Origin of the sequence: Sphingomonas naasensis, from assembly GCF_004792695.1 — a bacterium.
Taxonomy (GTDB): domain Bacteria; phylum Pseudomonadota; class Alphaproteobacteria; order Sphingomonadales; family Sphingomonadaceae; genus Sphingomonas; species Sphingomonas naasensis.
On record NZ_SRXU01000004.1, the window covers coordinates 17,983 to 33,252 of the forward strand.

General features: G+C 68.9%; 14 protein-coding genes. 6 read left to right on the forward strand and 8 right to left on the reverse strand.

What is annotated here, in order from left to right; translation table 11 throughout:
* Positions 1–4: 4 nt before the first annotated feature.
* Both E5A74_RS10040 and E5A74_RS10045 read right to left on the reverse strand, forming a co-directional pair.
* Positions 5–550 carry a response regulator gene (locus tag E5A74_RS10040; protein ID WP_135984432.1) on the reverse strand — a complete coding sequence of 182 codons (546 nt, stop codon included), beginning with the start codon at positions 548–550 and terminating at the stop codon, positions 5–7.
* A gap of 123 nt (positions 551–673) precedes the next feature.
* On the reverse strand, positions 674–1,210 hold the full coding sequence (locus tag E5A74_RS10045) for an NADPH-dependent FMN reductase (protein ID WP_135984434.1): 537 nt from the start codon (positions 1,208–1,210) through the stop codon (positions 674–676).
* A 112-nt stretch (positions 1,211–1,322) separates the two neighbouring features.
* Between E5A74_RS10045 and E5A74_RS10050 the strand changes: the two genes are divergently transcribed.
* Positions 1,323–1,940 (forward strand): YbhB/YbcL family Raf kinase inhibitor-like protein, encoded by a 618-nt coding sequence (locus E5A74_RS10050; RefSeq protein ID WP_135984436.1) that lies wholly within the window; start codon positions 1,323–1,325, stop codon positions 1,938–1,940.
* Positions 1,941–1,950: 10 nt separating this feature from the next.
* Here E5A74_RS10050 and E5A74_RS10055 read toward each other — a convergent pair whose 3' ends face one another.
* The 4 genes from E5A74_RS10055 to E5A74_RS10070 all read right to left on the reverse strand — a co-directional run bounded on the left by E5A74_RS10055 (position 1,951) and on the right by E5A74_RS10070 (position 6,128).
* Complete coding sequence (locus E5A74_RS10055; protein ID WP_135984438.1) at positions 1,951–2,808, reverse strand: SDR family oxidoreductase; 858 nt, start codon at positions 2,806–2,808, stop codon at positions 1,951–1,953.
* 528 nt (positions 2,809–3,336) lie between these two features.
* Positions 3,337–4,368: a GGDEF domain-containing protein gene (locus E5A74_RS10060; protein WP_135984440.1), complete on the reverse strand. Its 1,032-nt coding sequence runs from the start codon at positions 4,366–4,368 to the stop codon at positions 3,337–3,339.
* A gap of 129 nt (positions 4,369–4,497) precedes the next feature.
* The gene (locus tag E5A74_RS10065) at positions 4,498–5,046 is read right to left on the reverse strand and encodes a peroxiredoxin (RefSeq protein WP_135984442.1); all 549 of its coding nucleotides are present in this window, start codon (positions 5,044–5,046) and stop codon (positions 4,498–4,500) included.
* A gap of 23 nt (positions 5,047–5,069) precedes the next feature.
* Complete coding sequence (locus tag E5A74_RS10070; protein WP_135984444.1) at positions 5,070–6,128, reverse strand: phospholipase A; 1,059 nt, start codon at positions 6,126–6,128, stop codon at positions 5,070–5,072.
* Between the two features lie 66 nt (positions 6,129–6,194).
* On the opposite strand from E5A74_RS10070, the gene hisN reads away from it, so the two are divergent.
* From hisN to E5A74_RS10095, 5 genes are all read left to right on the forward strand, one after another.
* The gene (hisN, locus tag E5A74_RS10075) at positions 6,195–6,977 is read left to right on the forward strand and encodes a histidinol-phosphatase (RefSeq protein WP_135984446.1); all 783 of its coding nucleotides are present in this window, start codon (positions 6,195–6,197) and stop codon (positions 6,975–6,977) included.
* A 155-nt stretch (positions 6,978–7,132) separates the two neighbouring features.
* Entirely contained in the window at positions 7,133–8,557 is a 1,425-nt protein-coding gene (gene tldD / locus E5A74_RS10080; protein ID WP_135984449.1) for a metalloprotease TldD, read from the forward strand.
* Between the two features lie 86 nt (positions 8,558–8,643).
* The gene (locus E5A74_RS10085; protein WP_135984451.1) at positions 8,644–10,869 is read left to right on the forward strand and encodes a transglycosylase domain-containing protein; all 2,226 of its coding nucleotides are present in this window, start codon (positions 8,644–8,646) and stop codon (positions 10,867–10,869) included.
* A 40-nt stretch (positions 10,870–10,909) separates the two neighbouring features.
* Positions 10,910–11,911, forward strand: coding sequence for a threonine aldolase family protein (locus E5A74_RS10090; RefSeq protein ID WP_135985148.1), 1,002 nt, complete (start codon positions 10,910–10,912; stop codon positions 11,909–11,911).
* Positions 11,908–12,867, forward strand: a complete 960-nt coding sequence (locus tag E5A74_RS10095; protein WP_240699756.1) for a DMT family transporter — start codon at positions 11,908–11,910, stop codon at positions 12,865–12,867. Before E5A74_RS10090 ends, E5A74_RS10095 begins: the two co-directional genes overlap by 4 nt.
* On the opposite strand, the gene E5A74_RS10100 is transcribed toward E5A74_RS10095, so the two are convergent.
* Complete coding sequence (locus E5A74_RS10100) at positions 12,777–13,616, reverse strand: Rossmann-fold NAD(P)-binding domain-containing protein (protein ID WP_135984453.1); 840 nt, start codon at positions 13,614–13,616, stop codon at positions 12,777–12,779. The genes E5A74_RS10095 and E5A74_RS10100 overlap by 91 nt on opposite strands.
* A 33-nt stretch (positions 13,617–13,649) precedes the next feature.
* Positions 13,650–15,260, reverse strand: a complete 1,611-nt coding sequence (locus E5A74_RS10105; protein WP_135984455.1) for a M20/M25/M40 family metallo-hydrolase — start codon at positions 15,258–15,260, stop codon at positions 13,650–13,652.
* Between the last annotated feature and the right edge of the window lie 10 nt (positions 15,261–15,270).

The following is a 15,270-nucleotide window of genomic DNA, read 5'->3' on the forward strand; positions in this document are numbered from 1 at the left end:
AGCGCTATGCTGCGTCGCGCCGCACCGCTAGCTCGTCATGGAGATGGCGGATCGATCCCATCAGCCGGATGCGGTCGGCGCGGGTCGCGGCCAGTTCGGCTTGTGCTTCGCCGAGCTCGATCGCACGCGCGGCGACGCGGGCGTCGAGCGCGAGATTGAGCCGCTTGAGTTCTTCGATCCGGGTCGCGCGCGCCAGCGTCCGCTCGATCCGCGCGCCGAGCAGCGCGAACCCGATCGGCTTCGCCAGCCAATCATCGACCCCGGCGCCGAAAGCGGCGACGGCGGCCTCTTCGTCCGGCCCCTCGCCGAGCATGATCACCGGAAGGTCCGCGGTGTCACGCGATCCGCGGATCTCGGCGAGCAGATGCGTCGCGGCGCTGGTCGGGGCGAGCGCGTCGATCAGAACGAGGTCGAAGCCGCGCGCCGAGACGAGCTCGAGCGCCTGGCAGGCCGAGTTGGCGAGCACGACGAGATAGCCGAGATTGCCCAGCCGCTGTGCGATCTCGTTCAGGCTGGTGCGACAAGTGCCGGTAGCCAGGACGGTGCGCATCGCCTTGCGGCGCGCGCCCGCTATTGCCCGGCTCGAAGCCTGTTCCATTCGCGTTTCAAACCCCCCGGTCCAAACGCGGATGCTAGCCGCCAAGCCCTCATTAAACCGTTAAGGGCGTCCGCCTCAGCGGCGCAGAAAGGCGAAGATCTGGTCGACCATGATCGCCATCTGCGGCTGGCACTGGGCGATCGCGTCGCCGGGTTCGGCGACGTTGATCGCCAAGCCCATCGGCGTGGGCCAGCCGCGCAGCGAATGGGTGATCGTGCGCAACGCCTGCAGCGTCGATACCGCCGCCTGCCAGCCCCCCGCGGTGGCGATCAGCCCCACCGGCAGCCCGTCGAAATAGACGCGCTCGTCGGCGCGGAGCTGCTCGACATAATCGAGCGCGGTCTTGACCAGGCCCGAAAGCGTCCCGTGATAGCCGGGCGACCCCACGATCACCGCATCGGCGGTGCGCAGCGCCTCGAGATAGCGCCCGATCACCGGATCGCGCTCGGCATTGCCCGGTTCGTAATGCGGGAAGGCGATCGCGTCGCCGGTGAGCAGCGTGACCCGCGCCCCGCGCGCCGCGGCGATGTCCAGCGCGGCCGCGAGCAGCCGTCCGGTCACCGATTCGGGTCGCAGCGTGCCGCCCAGGGCGACGATATGGGGTGCGCTCATGCCGCCTGCGCTAGCGCATAGGGTTCCGTCGCGCCAGCATCGCGCGCGATGCTGGCCGGCCGGATAGCGATCGGCGAGTCGAACGTTGGCACGGGATCGAAGGGAGGCCGGGATGCTCGAACATGTTCCCCATTGGCTGGGCAGCGCGCTCAAGGGATTGCGCGCGGGGTCGGACAAGCTCGTCATCGCCCAGCCCGGGCTAGGCTCCTTCGCCGCATTGCATCTCGCCAGCCCCGCCTTCGCCAATGGCGCGCGCCTGCCCGAGCGCTTCACCGCCGACGGCGCGGGGGTCTCGCCGCCCTTGTTCTGGACCGGGGTTCCCGAAGGCACCGAGCGGCTCGCGCTGATCGTCGAGGATCCCGACGCGCCGGCGCCGCAGCCTTTGGTCCATGCGGTGGTCTGGGACCTGCCGCCGCACGAAGGCGAGCTCAAGGAGGGCGCGATCCGCGCCGACGGCAGCGGTGACGACGACGGCCGGGATGTCGGACGCAACTCGTATCTCGGCGAAGGCTGGCTGCCGCCCGATCCGCCCACCGGCCACGGCCCGCATCATTATGCCTTCCAGCTCTTCGCGCTCGGCCCCGGCCCCGATGTCGGCGATACGCCAGGGCGCGGCGCGATCGTCAAGGCGATGGCGGGGCGCGTGCTCGCGGCGGGGCTGCTCACCGGCACCTATTCGCGCGGCGAAGAGGCGCCGGTGGGGCCGGCCGGAAGCGCCGCGCCGGCTTAGCCGTCGACGCCTAGCCGTTTACGATCGTCCCGCCATTGGGGTGGAGCACCTGCCCCGACATATAGCTCGCATCCTCGCAGGCGAGGAACAGGAAGGCGGGCGCGACTTCGTTGGGCTGGCCCGGCCGGCCCATCGGGGTGTTCTCGCCGAAAGTCTCGAGCTTTTCGGGGCTGGCGCCCCCCATCGGGTTGAGCGGGGTCCAGATCGGCCCGGGCGCCACGGCGTTCACGCGGATGCCCTCGCCCACTAGATTCTCTGATAGGCTGCGGGTGAAGGCAGTGATCGCACCCTTGGTGCTCGAATAGTCGAGCAGCTCCTTCGAGCCCTGGTACATCGTCACCGAGGTGCAGTTCACGATCGCCGCGCCCTGTTTCAGATGCGGGCGCGCCGCCTGGGTGAGGAAGAACATCCCGAAGATGTTGGTCTGGAAGGTGCGTTTGAGCTGTTCCTCGGTGATGTCGGTGATGTCCTTGTCCGGATGCTGCTCGCCGGCATTGTTGACCAGCACGTCGATCCGGCCGAACTTCTCGATTACCTGGGCGACTGCGCGGTCGCAGAAATCCTTGTCGCCCACATCGCCGGCGATGGTCAGCGCCTCGCGACCTTCCGAGCGGACGATGTTCGCGGTCATCGCGGCATCGTCATGCTCGCACAGATAGAGGATCGCGACATCGGCGCCTTCGCGCGCATAGAGCGCGGCGACGGCGCGGCCGATGCCGCTATCGGCACCGGTGATCACCGCGACCTTGTCCTTCAGTCGGCCGGAGCCGCTGTAGCGCGGCTCCCAGTCTGGCTTGGGTTCGAGTGCGCTTTCATGTCCGGGCAGCGCGTCCTCGTGGATCATGTCGATCGTCTCGGTATCACTCATCGGCCGGGCTCCAGAGGGAGGGTTTGCCGAGAGAACCGGTGCGGAACGCCGGAAGTTCCGTGTCTTTATCGCCGCTTGCGGGCGGCGGGGCAGGGTTCAGGCGAACAGCGCCGAACCCTGCGTCGCGGTGGCGAGGACCATCGTGGCGGTGATGCCGAACGATGCGAGGCCAAGCAGAACGCTACGTACCATGATGACTAACTCCTTGAATGCGAACCGGCTCAGGCGATCGGGACGACCGGGGTCGAGAAGACGACGAAAGCGGCGGTGAGCAGGACGGCGCTGACGACGGCAACGGCGTGCTGGAACGAGACGAGACGGACGGCCATTTGAACTTACTCCCTGGCTGGATCGGCTCCCGGACCATCCGGTTGCCGATGCCAACTTTATAGCAGGGAGCGTGCCAATTCCGATAAGTAGTTGAAAACTATGATTTCAAACTTTTGCGGCCGCGAGAGTTGGGAAAATTTTCGCGTTCATTTGGCGTAAATCACCAATCACAAGCGGACAGTGAGTGTCCGGAATCGGTCAGCCGACCAGCAGACAGTTCCGCCCGGCGGTCTTGGCCGCGTAGAGCAGCCGGTCGGCGCGGTGGAACACCGTCGACAGCCCGTCGCCCGCCTCCGCCGCGGCGAGCCCGGCCGAGAAGGTGATCTCGCCGAGCGGTGCGTCGCTCTCGCGCAGCCGGTAGCGCTTGGTCGCGACGGTCGCGCGCGCGGCATCGAGCGTGGCGCGCGCGCTTTCGATGCTCACCCCGGTGAACAGCACCGCGAATTCCTCGCCGCCATAGCGCGCGACGAGATGGCCGGCGCAGGTCTGGCCAAGCGCCTCGGCAATCGCCTTGAGCACCCGGTCGCCCACCGCATGGCCGAAGCGGTCATTGACCGACTTGAAATGATCGACGTCGCACACCGCGAGGCAGATCGCGGCGCCCGTCGCCGCCTGCGCCGCATAGGCCTCTTCCAGCGCGCGGCGATTGGGCAGATCGGTCAGCGGATCGCGCCGGGCATTGTCGCGCGCTTCCTCGAGCTTCTGGCGCAGCTCGCTGGCTTCGCGTGTCGCGCTCTCGAGCCGGGCCTCGGCGCTGTGGACGCGCTCGATCATCCCCGCGGTGATCCGCGCGACTTCGCCGATCACCCCGGCATTGTCCGCCTCGCCCGAGCGCGAGATCGCCTCGGCGCTCGCCGCGAGGTCGCGCCCGAAGCCCTGGGTCTCGGCGCGTATCGCAGTGACCATGTCCTGGAAGCCCTCGACCTGCATCTGGGTCGCGGCGACAAGCCCGTCGGCCTTTTGCTTGGCATCCTTGGCGTTGGGCGTCGGCTGGACGTCGCAGCCGAGCTTCTCGATGTCGCGCTGGGTCAGCCGCACGCCACCATCGGTGAGCGCATAGACGGCACGCGCGAGCGGGCCCTCGGGATCGGCGAGCAAATGATAAGCGAAAGCATAGTTGCCGGGATCAGGGTCGAGCCGCTGATCGACAAGGAATTCGCCGATTCGGTCGTAAAGGCGGCGCGACGAATCGCTTTGACTTGCCGCCCGGACGGCCCGTGCGCCGACCATAGGCCCTAAACCCCTGCATCTTTAAGACGCGGACGGCGTTCCCGCCCGCATTGCTATCGGACAGGGGTCTAACGGCGAACTGCTAATATCCGGTGAGCAAATGCTTTCCCAGAAATGAAGAGCCGGCGCTCAGCCGCGCTTGCCGGCCTTGTATTTGCGGACGACGTCGAGCGTCATCTTGATGTGATCGCCGGGATTCATGTCGGTATGCGCGAACAGGATCTTGCCGTCGGGGGCGATCACATAGCTGGTCCGGCTGGTGACCGTCGTCGGCGTGCCGTCGGGCTTTTTGAGCAGCACGTCATAGCCCTTGATCACCTGGGGCGACGCCGCGGCCACCGCGAACTTGCCCGCGCAATGCGCGCTCGAAAAGGCGACGAGCTTGTCGACATTGCCCGCCGTCATCCCGATCACGGTCGCGCCTGCCGCGGTGAAATCGGGAAGCGCCGCGGCAAAGGCGGCCGCTTCGACATTGCAGCCGCCGGTGAATGCGGCGGGGAAGAAATAGAGCACGACCGGGCCCTTCCGGAGCGCGGCCTTGAGGTCGACGTTGAGCGGCTTGCCCGCCATCGCGCCCGACGCGACGAAATTCGGGGCGACCGCGCCGGGGGCGAGCGCCGCCTCGACCGGCAGCGACAGCGGCAGGAGCAGGGCAGCGAGGAGAAGCTTGGTCCGCATGGCATCACTCCTTGGGTGGCGGTCTATCGGGTCAGCGCGATCCCGATCCGCGCATGGGTATCGTTGCGACGATAGTCGTCGAGCGCTTCACCATAGCCGGTAAAAGCCTGGCCGAAGAGATAGAAACCGACGCCGCCGCCGATCGGCGCGAGCGGATACGAGGCGAACAGCTCGGCGCCGCCGCGGCGGGTCTCGAAATTGCCGCGCCCGGTGATCGCGATCTTGAGCCCGTCCTTCTGGCGGATCGCGGCGGTCAGCGCGGTATAGCCGAAATAGTCCTTCACATCGGGAGCGACGCCAAGCTTGCCGACATAGAACCAGGCCTGGGGCGCGACGTCGAGATGCCAGTCGCCGCCGAGATCGAAGCTCTTCTCGACCCGGCCGAAGAGGCGGTTGAGATCGACCGAATCGAGCGCGCCGCGGCCGTTCGAATCGTGCCGCCAGCCCAGCGCCACCTTGGTCGTCTCGTCGACGGGCACGTCGGCATAGACTTCGGGGGTGTAGTTGGTCGAACGGAACGGGCCCGAGGGCTCGCGCAGCGCCCAGAACATCGTCTGGGTATAGGCGAAGCGGAGGTTGCCGAGCTTGAGCGGCGCGTCTTCGGCGAACGGGCGGAAAGCGAAGCTTACCTGCAGCTTGCCGCCGGCATCGCCGGTGCCGAACACGCCATAGACCGGCTCGTGCGGCTCGAATCGGCCGAGGAAGGCGGCGGAGGAGCCGGTCGAGCTCTGCACCACGCTCTCCTCGGCAGGGATCTTCGCCGCGGCGTGCTGCGCGCCTGGCGGAATCGCGGTGCCGGCGATGCCGACCGGCACATAGCGTGCCTTGGCGAAGCCGCCGGGGGCGATCGTCGGGGTCGGGCCGGGCGCGCGCTCGAGCACCAGCCGCGTGCCGTCCACCGCGGTGACCTCGATCTGGCGCGGGCCGGCGTCGGCGATCGGCGCGGCCGTCTCGTTGACGAGAAACACCTCGACTCCGCGCAGCGCCTCGGCCTCGGACGCCGGCTGGGCAGGCACCGCCCGCACCTGGGCGAGCGCGGGGGACGAGGCAGCGAGACCGAGGAGCACGAGGATCAGACGCATTGCCGAAACGACTGACAGCGCTTTGTGACCTTGGCGAGTCAAAAACGGGCGGGTAGGGCGGCGGACATGGCCGTTTCCGAGACCGATATCGCGCTTGCCGCGCGCCTCGCCGATGCCGCGGGCGCGGCGATCCGTCCCTATTTCCGCGGGTCCTTCGGGCTCGAGGCCAAGGAGGATCAGTCGCCGGTGACGCGTGCCGATCGCGAGGCCGAGGAGGCGATGCGTCGGCTGCTCATCGCCGAGCGGCCGATGGACGGCATCATCGGCGAGGAGTTCGGTATCCGCGAAGGCAGCAGCGGGCGGCAATGGGTGCTCGATCCGATCGACGGCACCCGCGCCTTCATCGCCGGCCGCCCGATCTTCGGGACGCTGATCGCCTTGATCGAGGATGGCTGGCCGTTGCTCGGGGTGATCGACCAGCCGATCATCGGCGAGCGCTGGCTCGGCGTCGCGGGACGCCCGACGCTCTTCAACGGCAAGCCGACCGAGACCCGCGCCTGCCGCGATCTCAAGGGCGCGATTCTCGGCACCACCTCGCCGGCGCTGTTCGACGATCACCAGCTCCACGCCTTCGAGCATCTCGATGCCGCGGTGATGAGCACGGTGCTCGGCGGCGACTGCTATAATTATGGCTGCGTCGCGAGCGGCTGGCTCGATATCGTCGTCGAGGCAGGCCTCAAGCTCCACGATTTCGCCGCGCTCGTCCCGATCGTCGAAGGCGCCGGCGGGCGGATGTGCGATTGGCAGGGCGATCCGCTCCATGCCGGTAGCAACGGCGAAGTCGTCGCCGCGGGCGATCCCGCGCGGATCGAGGAGATCCTCGAAGCGCTGGCCTGCCGGGGGCACTGAAGCCGCCGCCGGGGTCGGCACCTTACCAGCAGGCGCTCGGATTGCCCGCGGTAGGAACCACTTCCCGGGCAAATTGCGGCCCCGCCTCTCGCCCTGCGTCTACGGGTGATCGAGACGGCCTTCGACAAAGTCACTTGCCATCCTATATCGTCGGAATGTCGATTCCCTCGGATCCCCGCGCGTTCCTCTATCGCGAGCTTGACCCCGAAACCGCCACCCGGCTGACCGCCGACGCGCTGGCCAGCGCCGAGGATGGTGAGCTCTATCTCCAATATCGCAAGACCGAGGCGTTCGGTTTCGACGACGGCCGGCTCAAGACCGCGTCGTTCGACACCCAGTCGGGGTTCGGTCTGCGCGCGGTATCGGGCGAGACCACGGCGTTTGCCCATGCCAACGAGATCAGCCCCGCCGCGATTCGCCGCGCCGCCGAGACGATGACGCTGATCGAGCCGAGCAGGAACGGGAAGGCGCCGCCGCCGCAGGGCAGCAACCGCCACCTCTACACCGACAGCGATCCGCTCGATCTGGTGCCCTTCGCCGACAAGGTGAATCTCTGCCAGACGATCGATGCCGCCGCCCGCGCCCGCGATCCGCGCGTCGTCCAGGTCTCGGTCGGGCTGACCGGCTCATGGGGCGTGGTCGAGATCGTCCGCCCCGACGGCTTCATCGCCACCGATGTCCGTCCGCTGGTCCGGCTCAACGTCTCGGTCGTCGTCGAAACCAATGGCCGGCGCGAGACCGGCAGCTTCGGCACCGGCGGGCGCACGCTCTACGACCGGCTGTTCGAGCCCGCGACGTGGAACCGCGCGATCGACGAGGCGCTGGCGCAGGCGCTGGTCAATCTCGATGCCGAGGACGCCCCCGCCGGCGACATGACCGTGCTGTGCGGCCCTGGCTGGCCCGGCGTGCTGCTCCACGAAGCGGTCGGCCACGGTCTCGAGGGCGATTTCAATCGCAAGGGCACCAGCGCCTTTTCGGGCCGGATCGGCGAGCGCGTCGCCGCGCCGGGCGTCACCGTGGTCGATGACGGATCGATCACCGATCGGCGCGGCTCGCTGTCGATCGACGACGAAGGCACGCCGACGCGCGAGACCGTCCTGATCGAGGACGGCATCCTCAAGGGCTATATGCAGGATCGCCTCAACGCCCGGCTGATGGGCGTCGCGCCGACCGGTAACGGCCGCCGCGAATCGTTCCAGCACGCGCCGATGCCGCGGATGACCAACACCTTCATGAAGGGCGGCAACGACGATCCCGCAGAGCTGCTCGCGCGGGTGAAGCGCGGCATCTATGCCAAGTCGTTCGGCGGCGGGCAGGTCGACATCGTCTCGGGCAAGTTCGTCTTCTCGTGCACCGAGGCCTATCGGATCGAGAACGGCAAGCTCGGCCGTCCGATCAAGGGCGCGACGTTGATCGGCGACGGCCCCACCGTGCTCCACAAGGTCACCGGCATCGGCAATGACTTCGCGCTCGACGAAGGGGTGGGGATGTGCGGCAAGGGCGGCCAGTCGGTTCCCGCCGGCGTCGGCCAGCCGACCCTGCTGGTCGAAGGCCTTACCGTCGGCGGCACCGCCGCCTGACGGCTTGCCTTACGAACTGTCTTATAATAACAACACACCGTGGTGTTGCACTTTTCCCTGTGCCGCGAGGCCGATAAGAGGCCCTGATGGCCCGCGAACCCGGCTCCGGCGACGTCCGCTTTCCGCTACGGCGACCGGCTGAATCCGGCGACGACTCGTCGGCGCCGCAGGTCCGTGCGTGGCGGCCGCAGAGCGCGAGTCTCACGCCGCTCGAAGCGACCGTCGCCGTGCCGGTGCCCGAGGCACCCAGGCCGGGCCTCGTTCCCGATCCCTTCTGGCGCGCGCCGCCGCCGCCTCCCCCGCCGCCGTCCGACGGCGGGGGAGGCGGCGACGAAGGCGAGGCGGGCAATCTCCCTGCGATCCGCAAGCGGCGCTTTCGCTTCCGCTGGCGCTGGGTGAGCTGGGGAATTGCCGGGTTCATCCTGCTCTTCGTGCTCGCCGTGGCCTGGCTCGCGCTCACCGCGCCGCTATCGAAGTCGCTCCAGCCGCCGGCGCCGCCGTCGATCACCTTGCTCTCGGCCGAGGGCAAGCCGATCGCGCGCCGCGGCGCCGACATCGCCGGTCCGGTCGACGTCACCAAATTGCCCGATCACGTCGCCCAGGCCTTCACTGCGATCGAGGATCGGCGCTTCTATTCGCATCTCGGCGTCGATCCGCGCGGGATCATGCGCGCGTTCCTTCACAACGCGACGAGCAGCGGCGGCTCGCAGGGCGGCAGCACGATCACCCAGCAGCTCGCCAAGAACGCGTTCCTCACTTCCGATCGGACGATGACGCGCAAGCTGCGCGAGGTGATGATCGCCTTCTGGCTCGAGGCATGGCTCACCAAGGAGGAGATTCTCTCGCGCTATCTTTCGAACGTCTATTTCGGCGACAATGTCTATGGCCTGCGCGCCGCCGCGGAGCATTATTTCAGCACCACGCCCGAGAAGCTGACGCTCAGCCAGGCCTCGCTGCTCGCCGGGCTGGTCAAAGCGCCGAGCCGGCTCGCGCCGACGGGCAATCTCAAGGGCGCGCGCGAGCGGCAGAAGCTGGTGATCGGCGCGATGGTGGCGAGCGGCGCGCTGACCGAGGCCGAGGCCGCGCGGGTGCGCCCGGCGGTGCTGCGGGTGAGCAAGGAGAAGGAACTCCCCAACGGCACCTATTTCGCCGATTGGGTGCTCCCCGAGGCGCGCGATCGCGCCGGCGGGGTGGCGACCGAGCAGACGGTCAAAACCACGCTCGAAATGGATCTTCAACAGGCGGCCGAGCGCGCGGTGCGCGGCGCGGGGCTGCGCAAGACCCAGATCGCGCTCGTCGCGATGCGCCCCGACGGCCGCGTCGTCGCGATGGTCGGCGGCAAGAGCTATCGCGAGAGCCCGTTCAACCGCGCCACCCAGGCGCGGCGCCAGCCGGGCTCGACCTTCAAGCTGTTCGTCTATCTCGCCGCATTGCGCTCGGGGATGACACCGGACAGCATCGTCGATGATTCGCCGGTGACGATCGGCGACTGGTCGCCGACCAACAGCGACGGGCGCTATGCCGGCAAGATCACGCTGCGCCAGGCTTTCGCCAAGTCGAGCAACGTCGTCGCGGCGCGGCTGACCAACGAGATCGGCGTCGGCCGGGTGATTCGCGCCGCGCGCGACCTCGGCATCTCGACGCCGATCGCGAGCGAAGCCTCGATCGCGCTCGGCACCTCGAATGTCTCGCTGCTCGAGCTGACCGCCGCCTATGCCGCAGTGGCCAACGGCAGCTATCCGGTGCGTCCGCGCGGGCTCGACGATGCCGAGAGCGCCGACGACTGGCTTGCCGCGCGACTCGGTTCGGCGACGCGTATCCCCGGCGGGCAGCTCGACGACATGCGCTCGTTGCTCGCCACCGTCGTCAGCGCGGGCACCGGCCGCGGCGCCGCGTTGTCGATCCCCGCCTTCGGCAAGACCGGGACCACGCAGGATGCGCGTGACGCCTGGTTCATCGGCTATGCCGGCGATCTGGTCGCGGCGGTGTGGATCGGCAACGACGATAATTCGCCGATCCCCGGCCTGTCGGGCGGCGGCATCCCGGCGCGCGTCTGGCGCGACTTCATGGTCCGTGCGCTCGGCGTCTCGGTGCTGCCACCACCGCCGGTCGAGGAGCAATACGACAACGAGATGTCGCTCGACGATGTGCTCAACAGCGTCGGCGAGTTCGTCGAAGGCTCGCAGATCGACACCGATGTGCTCGGTCCGCGCGATCGCCCGTCGCCGCAGGACGAGGAGCTTCCGCCCGAGGACGAGGAGGAGGCGCCGCCGCCGCCACGCGGTTATGGCGCGCGCCGCGGCGAGGAATAGAGAATTGACCTGAAGCGCGGGGGCCGCGATGGCGTGGCGCATGCGCTTCTTCTCCGACAACGCCGCGCCCGTCTGCAGCGAAGTGCTCGATGCGCTCGCCCGGGTGAATGTGCTCGATACCGCCTATGACGGCGATCGCTGGTCGCAGCAGCTCGACGGAGCCTTCTCGGATCTGTTCGGAACCGCGGTGCGCGCGCTCTGGGTGCCGACCGGCACCGCCGCGAACAGCCTCGCGCTCGCCGCGCTTTGCCCGCCGCATGGCGGCGTGGTCTGCCACCGCGACGCGCATATCAATGTCGACGAATGCGGCGCGCCCGAATTCTACACCCATGGCGCCAAGCTGCTCACGGCCGAGGGGCCCGGCGCCAAGCTCACCCCCGACGCGATCCGCGCGGTGATCGATCCGATCCGCAACGACGTCCATCAGGTCCAGCCGCACGCGATCTCGATCACCAACGCCACCGAATATGGCCTTGCCTACACGCCGGACGAAGTCGCCGCGATCGGCGACCTCGCCAAGGCGCGCGAGCTGGGTCTGCATATGGACGGCGCACGCTTTGCAAATGCGGTCGCGCATCTCGGCTGCCACCCCGGCGACGTGACGTGGCGCGCCGGCGTCGACGCGCTGAGCTTTGGCTTCGTCAAGAATGGCGGGATGAGCGCCGAGGCGCTGATCTTCTTCCAACCCGAGCTCGCCGATGCGACGCTTTATCGCCGCAAGCGCGCCGGGCTGCTCGCCTCCAAGGGGCGCTATCTCGCGGCGCAGCTGCTCGCGATGCTCGAAGGCGATCTCTGGCTCGCCCATGGCCGCGCCGCCAATGCCGGGGCGCGGCTGCTGGCGCTGGCGGCGGGCGACCGGCTGGTCCATCCGGTCGAGGCCAATGAAGTGTTCCTCAAGGTCCGCGCCGAGGAAGCCGAGTCGCTCCGCGCGCTGGGCTTCGATTTCTACGATTGGGGCGTCGGCGAGGCGCGGCTGGTGATCTCGTGGGACCAGCGCGAAGCGGCGATCCGGCCGTTGGCGGATGCGATCGCGGCGCTGTGAGGCGCTTCACCTCCTTCAAGGCGCCGATCATCGAGCCGCCCGTCGAACCGGTTCCGCCGCGCTCGGCGCGGCTCGACGTCATCCTGCCCTTCCTCGTCGTCACGCTGATCTGGGGATCGACCTGGATCGTCATTCGCGACCAGCTCTCGGTGGTCCCGCCGAGCTGGTCGGTGACCTATCGCTTCACCGTGGCGGGGGTCGTGATGCTCGGCTGGGCGCTGCTCCGTCGCGAGCCGCTGGGGCTCGATCTGCGCGGCTGGGCCTTCGCGATCGCGCTCGGCTTCGCCCAGTTCGTGCTCAACTTCAACTTCGTCTACCGCGCCGAGCAGCACATCACCTCGGGGGTGGTGGCGATCGTCTACGCGCTGCTGCTGGTGCCCAACGCGCTGCTCGCGCGCGCTTTTCTCGGCCAGCGCATGGGGCGCCAGCTGCTCGTCGGATCGGCGGTGGCGATGGCCGGGGTGGCGCTGCTCTTCGTCCATGAGGCGCGGCTGAGCGATGCAGGCCCCGAACAGGCGTTGCTCGGGATCGGCATCGCGCTGCTGGGCGTGCTGTCGGCCTCGGTCGCCAACGTCATGCAGGCGACCCAGACCGCCAAGGCCTATCCGATGGCCGCGACGCTCGGCTGGGCGATGCTCGGCGGCGCGGCGATCGACGCGGTCTGGGCGTGGACGACGGTCGGTCCGCCGATGATCGAACCGCGCTGGGGCTATATCGCAGGCACGCTCTATCTCGGCATTTTCGGCTCGGCGCTGGCCTTCACCATCTATTTCCAGCTGATCCGGGTGATCGGCCCGGCCAAGGCGGCCTATACCAGCGTGCTGATCCCGGTGATCGCGATGCTGCTCTCGACGCTCTTCGAAGGCTATCGCTGGTCGCTGCTCGCGGGCGGCGGCGCCGCGCTGGTGGTGGTCGGGCTGGTGCTCGCGCTCAAGGCGCGCAGGCCCAATCGATAGTCGGGAAAGCGCGGCCGCCAGCCGAGCAGGCGCTTCGCCTTGCCGTTCGCGACACGCCGGTTCTCGGCGTAGAAGGCGCGCGCCTGCGGGCTGAGCTCTGCGGCGTCGAGCGGGACGAGCGGCGGCACCGGCAACCCGAGCAGCACGCAGGCAAAGGCGATCACCTCGCTCTGCGCCGCGGGCAGATCGTCGGCGAGGTTGTATGCGCCCGCGGGCGCCTCGAACCCCGCGATCACGCCGGCGACAATGTCGTCGCGATGGACGCGGCTGAACACCTGCCCCGGCACATCGACGCGTAGCGCCGCGCCGCGCGCGACGCGGTCGAGCGGCGAACGCCCCGGGCCGTAGATTCCCGGCAGGCGGAACACCCGCGCGCCGAGCGCCAGCCAGCTGGCATCGGCTTCGGCGCGGGCGGTGCGGCGGCCGCCGCCGATCGGGGCGCTCTCGTCGACCCACGCGCCGCCGGTATCGCCATAGACCCCGGTCGAGGAGAGATAGCCGCGCCACGCGCGCGCTGCGGCGATCTCCGCGCCATAAGCGGTGAGGATCGGATCGGTGGTCTCGGGCGCCACCGTCGATACGATGTGCGTGGCGCGGGCGATCTCGAACGCGACGCGGTCGCGATCCGCGAAGGCGATGCTCGCGTCGCGCCCGTCGCGCGTCACCGCCGCGATTCGCCACGCCCCCGCGGCGAGGCGCGCCGCCAGCGCGCTGCCGGTATAGCCGCGCCCGAAGATCAGCAAGCGCATGGATCATTCCTCCCCTGGAGGGGGAGGATCTGGCTACCGCGCGCCATGGCCCCCGAACGCCACGCCGAAAAAGTCACCCCTGACCCAGCTCGGCCGCGCATCGCCATCGGCCACTGCGCGCGCCGCGGCATAGTTCACCCGCGCGAACTTCGCCGCCGCCGTCCAGTCGATCGGCAGCGCGATGTCGTCCGACGGCTTGTGATAATGGCTGGCGAGAAACTCCATCTGCGCCGCCTCGCCCGGCCCGCCGGGGCCGCTGTCGATCGACACCGCGGGGATGCCGGCCTGGACGAAGCTGTAGTGATCCGAGCGGACGAAGAACATTTCCTCGGGCGCGGGATCGGGGACGACCGCGAGCCCTTCGGCCGCCGCCGCCGCGGCATAGGTCGCGCCGAGGCTCGAGCGCTCGCCGCCGAGCACGACCAGATCCTGCATCGCATAGGTCAGGATCGGCATGTCGAGATTGAGGTCGGCGACGAGGCGGCCCTTGCCGGGGAGCCCGGGATGCGCGGCGAAATAGCTCGACCCGACGAGCCCCTTCTCTTCGGCGGTGAGCGCGACGAACAGGATCGAGCGGCGCGGCCGCTTGCCCGATTCGGCGAAACGGTGGGCGATGTCGAGCATCGTGGCGATGCCGATCGCATTGTCCATCGCGCCATTGTAGATGCGGTCACCCTTTTCGGGCTCGCCGATGCCGACATGGTCGAGATGCGCCGAGAGCACGAGATATTCGTCGCGCAGCGCCGGATCCGAGCCTTCGATCAGCCCGACGACATTGCTGCTGCGCGTGGCCCGGATGCTCGTCGCGGTGGCCAGCTTGAGCGTGCCGGTGAGCGGCCCGGTCGGCATCCGCGTGCCGCGGCGCTCGGCAGCCAGCACGTCGCGCCAGCGGATCCGCGATCCTGCGAACAGCTTCTCGGCGCCCGCCTGCCCGATCGTGCCGACCACCGGCGCGCCGGGAGCGATCATGTGCGCCTTGCCGTCGGGCGCGATCCACGTGGTGCGCTCATAATCGTAATAGGGCGCCATCGCCTCTACCGGGAATTCGGCGCGGCGCTCGATCGATTCGACAATGATCACTGCCTTGGCGCCGCGTGCCTCGGCAAAGCGCGCCTTCTGGTCGTCGTCGCCGAGATGGGCGGAGACGTCGTCGGGCAGGCCGGGCGGCGTCCCCGCATAGAGCGCGACGATCTTGCCGCGCACGTCGAGCCCGCGATAGTCGTCGCGCCGCGCCTCCGGATAGACGAGGCCGTAGCCGGCGAAGACGACCTGGCCTTCGACGGCGAAGTCGGGCGTGGCCGGCACGCCCTGATTAAGGAAGTCGATGCCGAACTGGAGCGGGATCGCGGCGCTGCCGCGGGTGAGCGTCCATTTCGCCTTCGCCGCCGGCCGATAGGTGGCGAGCCCGACCGGCTGGAGCCAGCTTCCGCCGGCGCCGGGCTTCAGCCCCGCCGCGAGCATCTGCGCCGCGACATATTCGGCGGCGATGTCGTAGTCGCGCGTTCCCGCCTCGCGCCCGCGCAGCGCGTCGGAAGCGAGGAACGCGACATGCGCCTTCAGCGCCGCCTGCTCGGGCGGGAGTTGCTGCGCGTGCGCCAGCGGCGCCAGCACGGTCAAAGACAGCAGGAGCAGGCTACGCAACATCGACGATCCT

What these genes read in the sequence shown, in the direction of transcription:
- E5A74_RS10040 (WP_135984432.1), bottom strand. Translation starts at nt 550, where the DNA reads ATGCGCACCGTCCTGGCTACCGGCACTTGTCGCACCAGCCTGAACGAG.
- E5A74_RS10045 (WP_135984434.1), bottom strand. Translation starts at nt 1,210, where the DNA reads ATGAGCGCACCCCATATCGTCGCCCTGGGCGGCACGCTGCGACCCGAA.
- E5A74_RS10050 (WP_135984436.1), top strand. Translation starts at nt 1,323, where the DNA reads ATGCTCGAACATGTTCCCCATTGGCTGGGCAGCGCGCTCAAGGGATTG.
- E5A74_RS10055 (WP_135984438.1), bottom strand. Translation starts at nt 2,808, where the DNA reads ATGAGTGATACCGAGACGATCGACATGATCCACGAGGACGCGCTGCCC.
- E5A74_RS10060 (WP_135984440.1), bottom strand. Translation starts at nt 4,368, where the DNA reads ATGGTCGGCGCACGGGCCGTCCGGGCGGCAAGTCAAAGCGATTCGTCG.
- E5A74_RS10065 (WP_135984442.1), bottom strand. Translation starts at nt 5,046, where the DNA reads ATGCGGACCAAGCTTCTCCTCGCTGCCCTGCTCCTGCCGCTGTCGCTG.
- E5A74_RS10070 (WP_135984444.1), bottom strand. Translation starts at nt 6,128, where the DNA reads ATGCGTCTGATCCTCGTGCTCCTCGGTCTCGCTGCCTCGTCCCCCGCG.
- hisN (WP_135984446.1), top strand. Translation starts at nt 6,195, where the DNA reads ATGGCCGTTTCCGAGACCGATATCGCGCTTGCCGCGCGCCTCGCCGAT.
- tldD (WP_135984449.1), top strand. Translation starts at nt 7,133, where the DNA reads ATGTCGATTCCCTCGGATCCCCGCGCGTTCCTCTATCGCGAGCTTGAC.
- E5A74_RS10085 (WP_135984451.1), top strand. Translation starts at nt 8,644, where the DNA reads ATGGCCCGCGAACCCGGCTCCGGCGACGTCCGCTTTCCGCTACGGCGA.
- E5A74_RS10090 (WP_135985148.1), top strand. Translation starts at nt 10,910, where the DNA reads ATGCGCTTCTTCTCCGACAACGCCGCGCCCGTCTGCAGCGAAGTGCTC.
- E5A74_RS10100 (WP_135984453.1), bottom strand. Translation starts at nt 13,616, where the DNA reads ATGCGCTTGCTGATCTTCGGGCGCGGCTATACCGGCAGCGCGCTGGCG.
- E5A74_RS10105 (WP_135984455.1), bottom strand. Translation starts at nt 15,260, where the DNA reads ATGTTGCGTAGCCTGCTCCTGCTGTCTTTGACCGTGCTGGCGCCGCTG.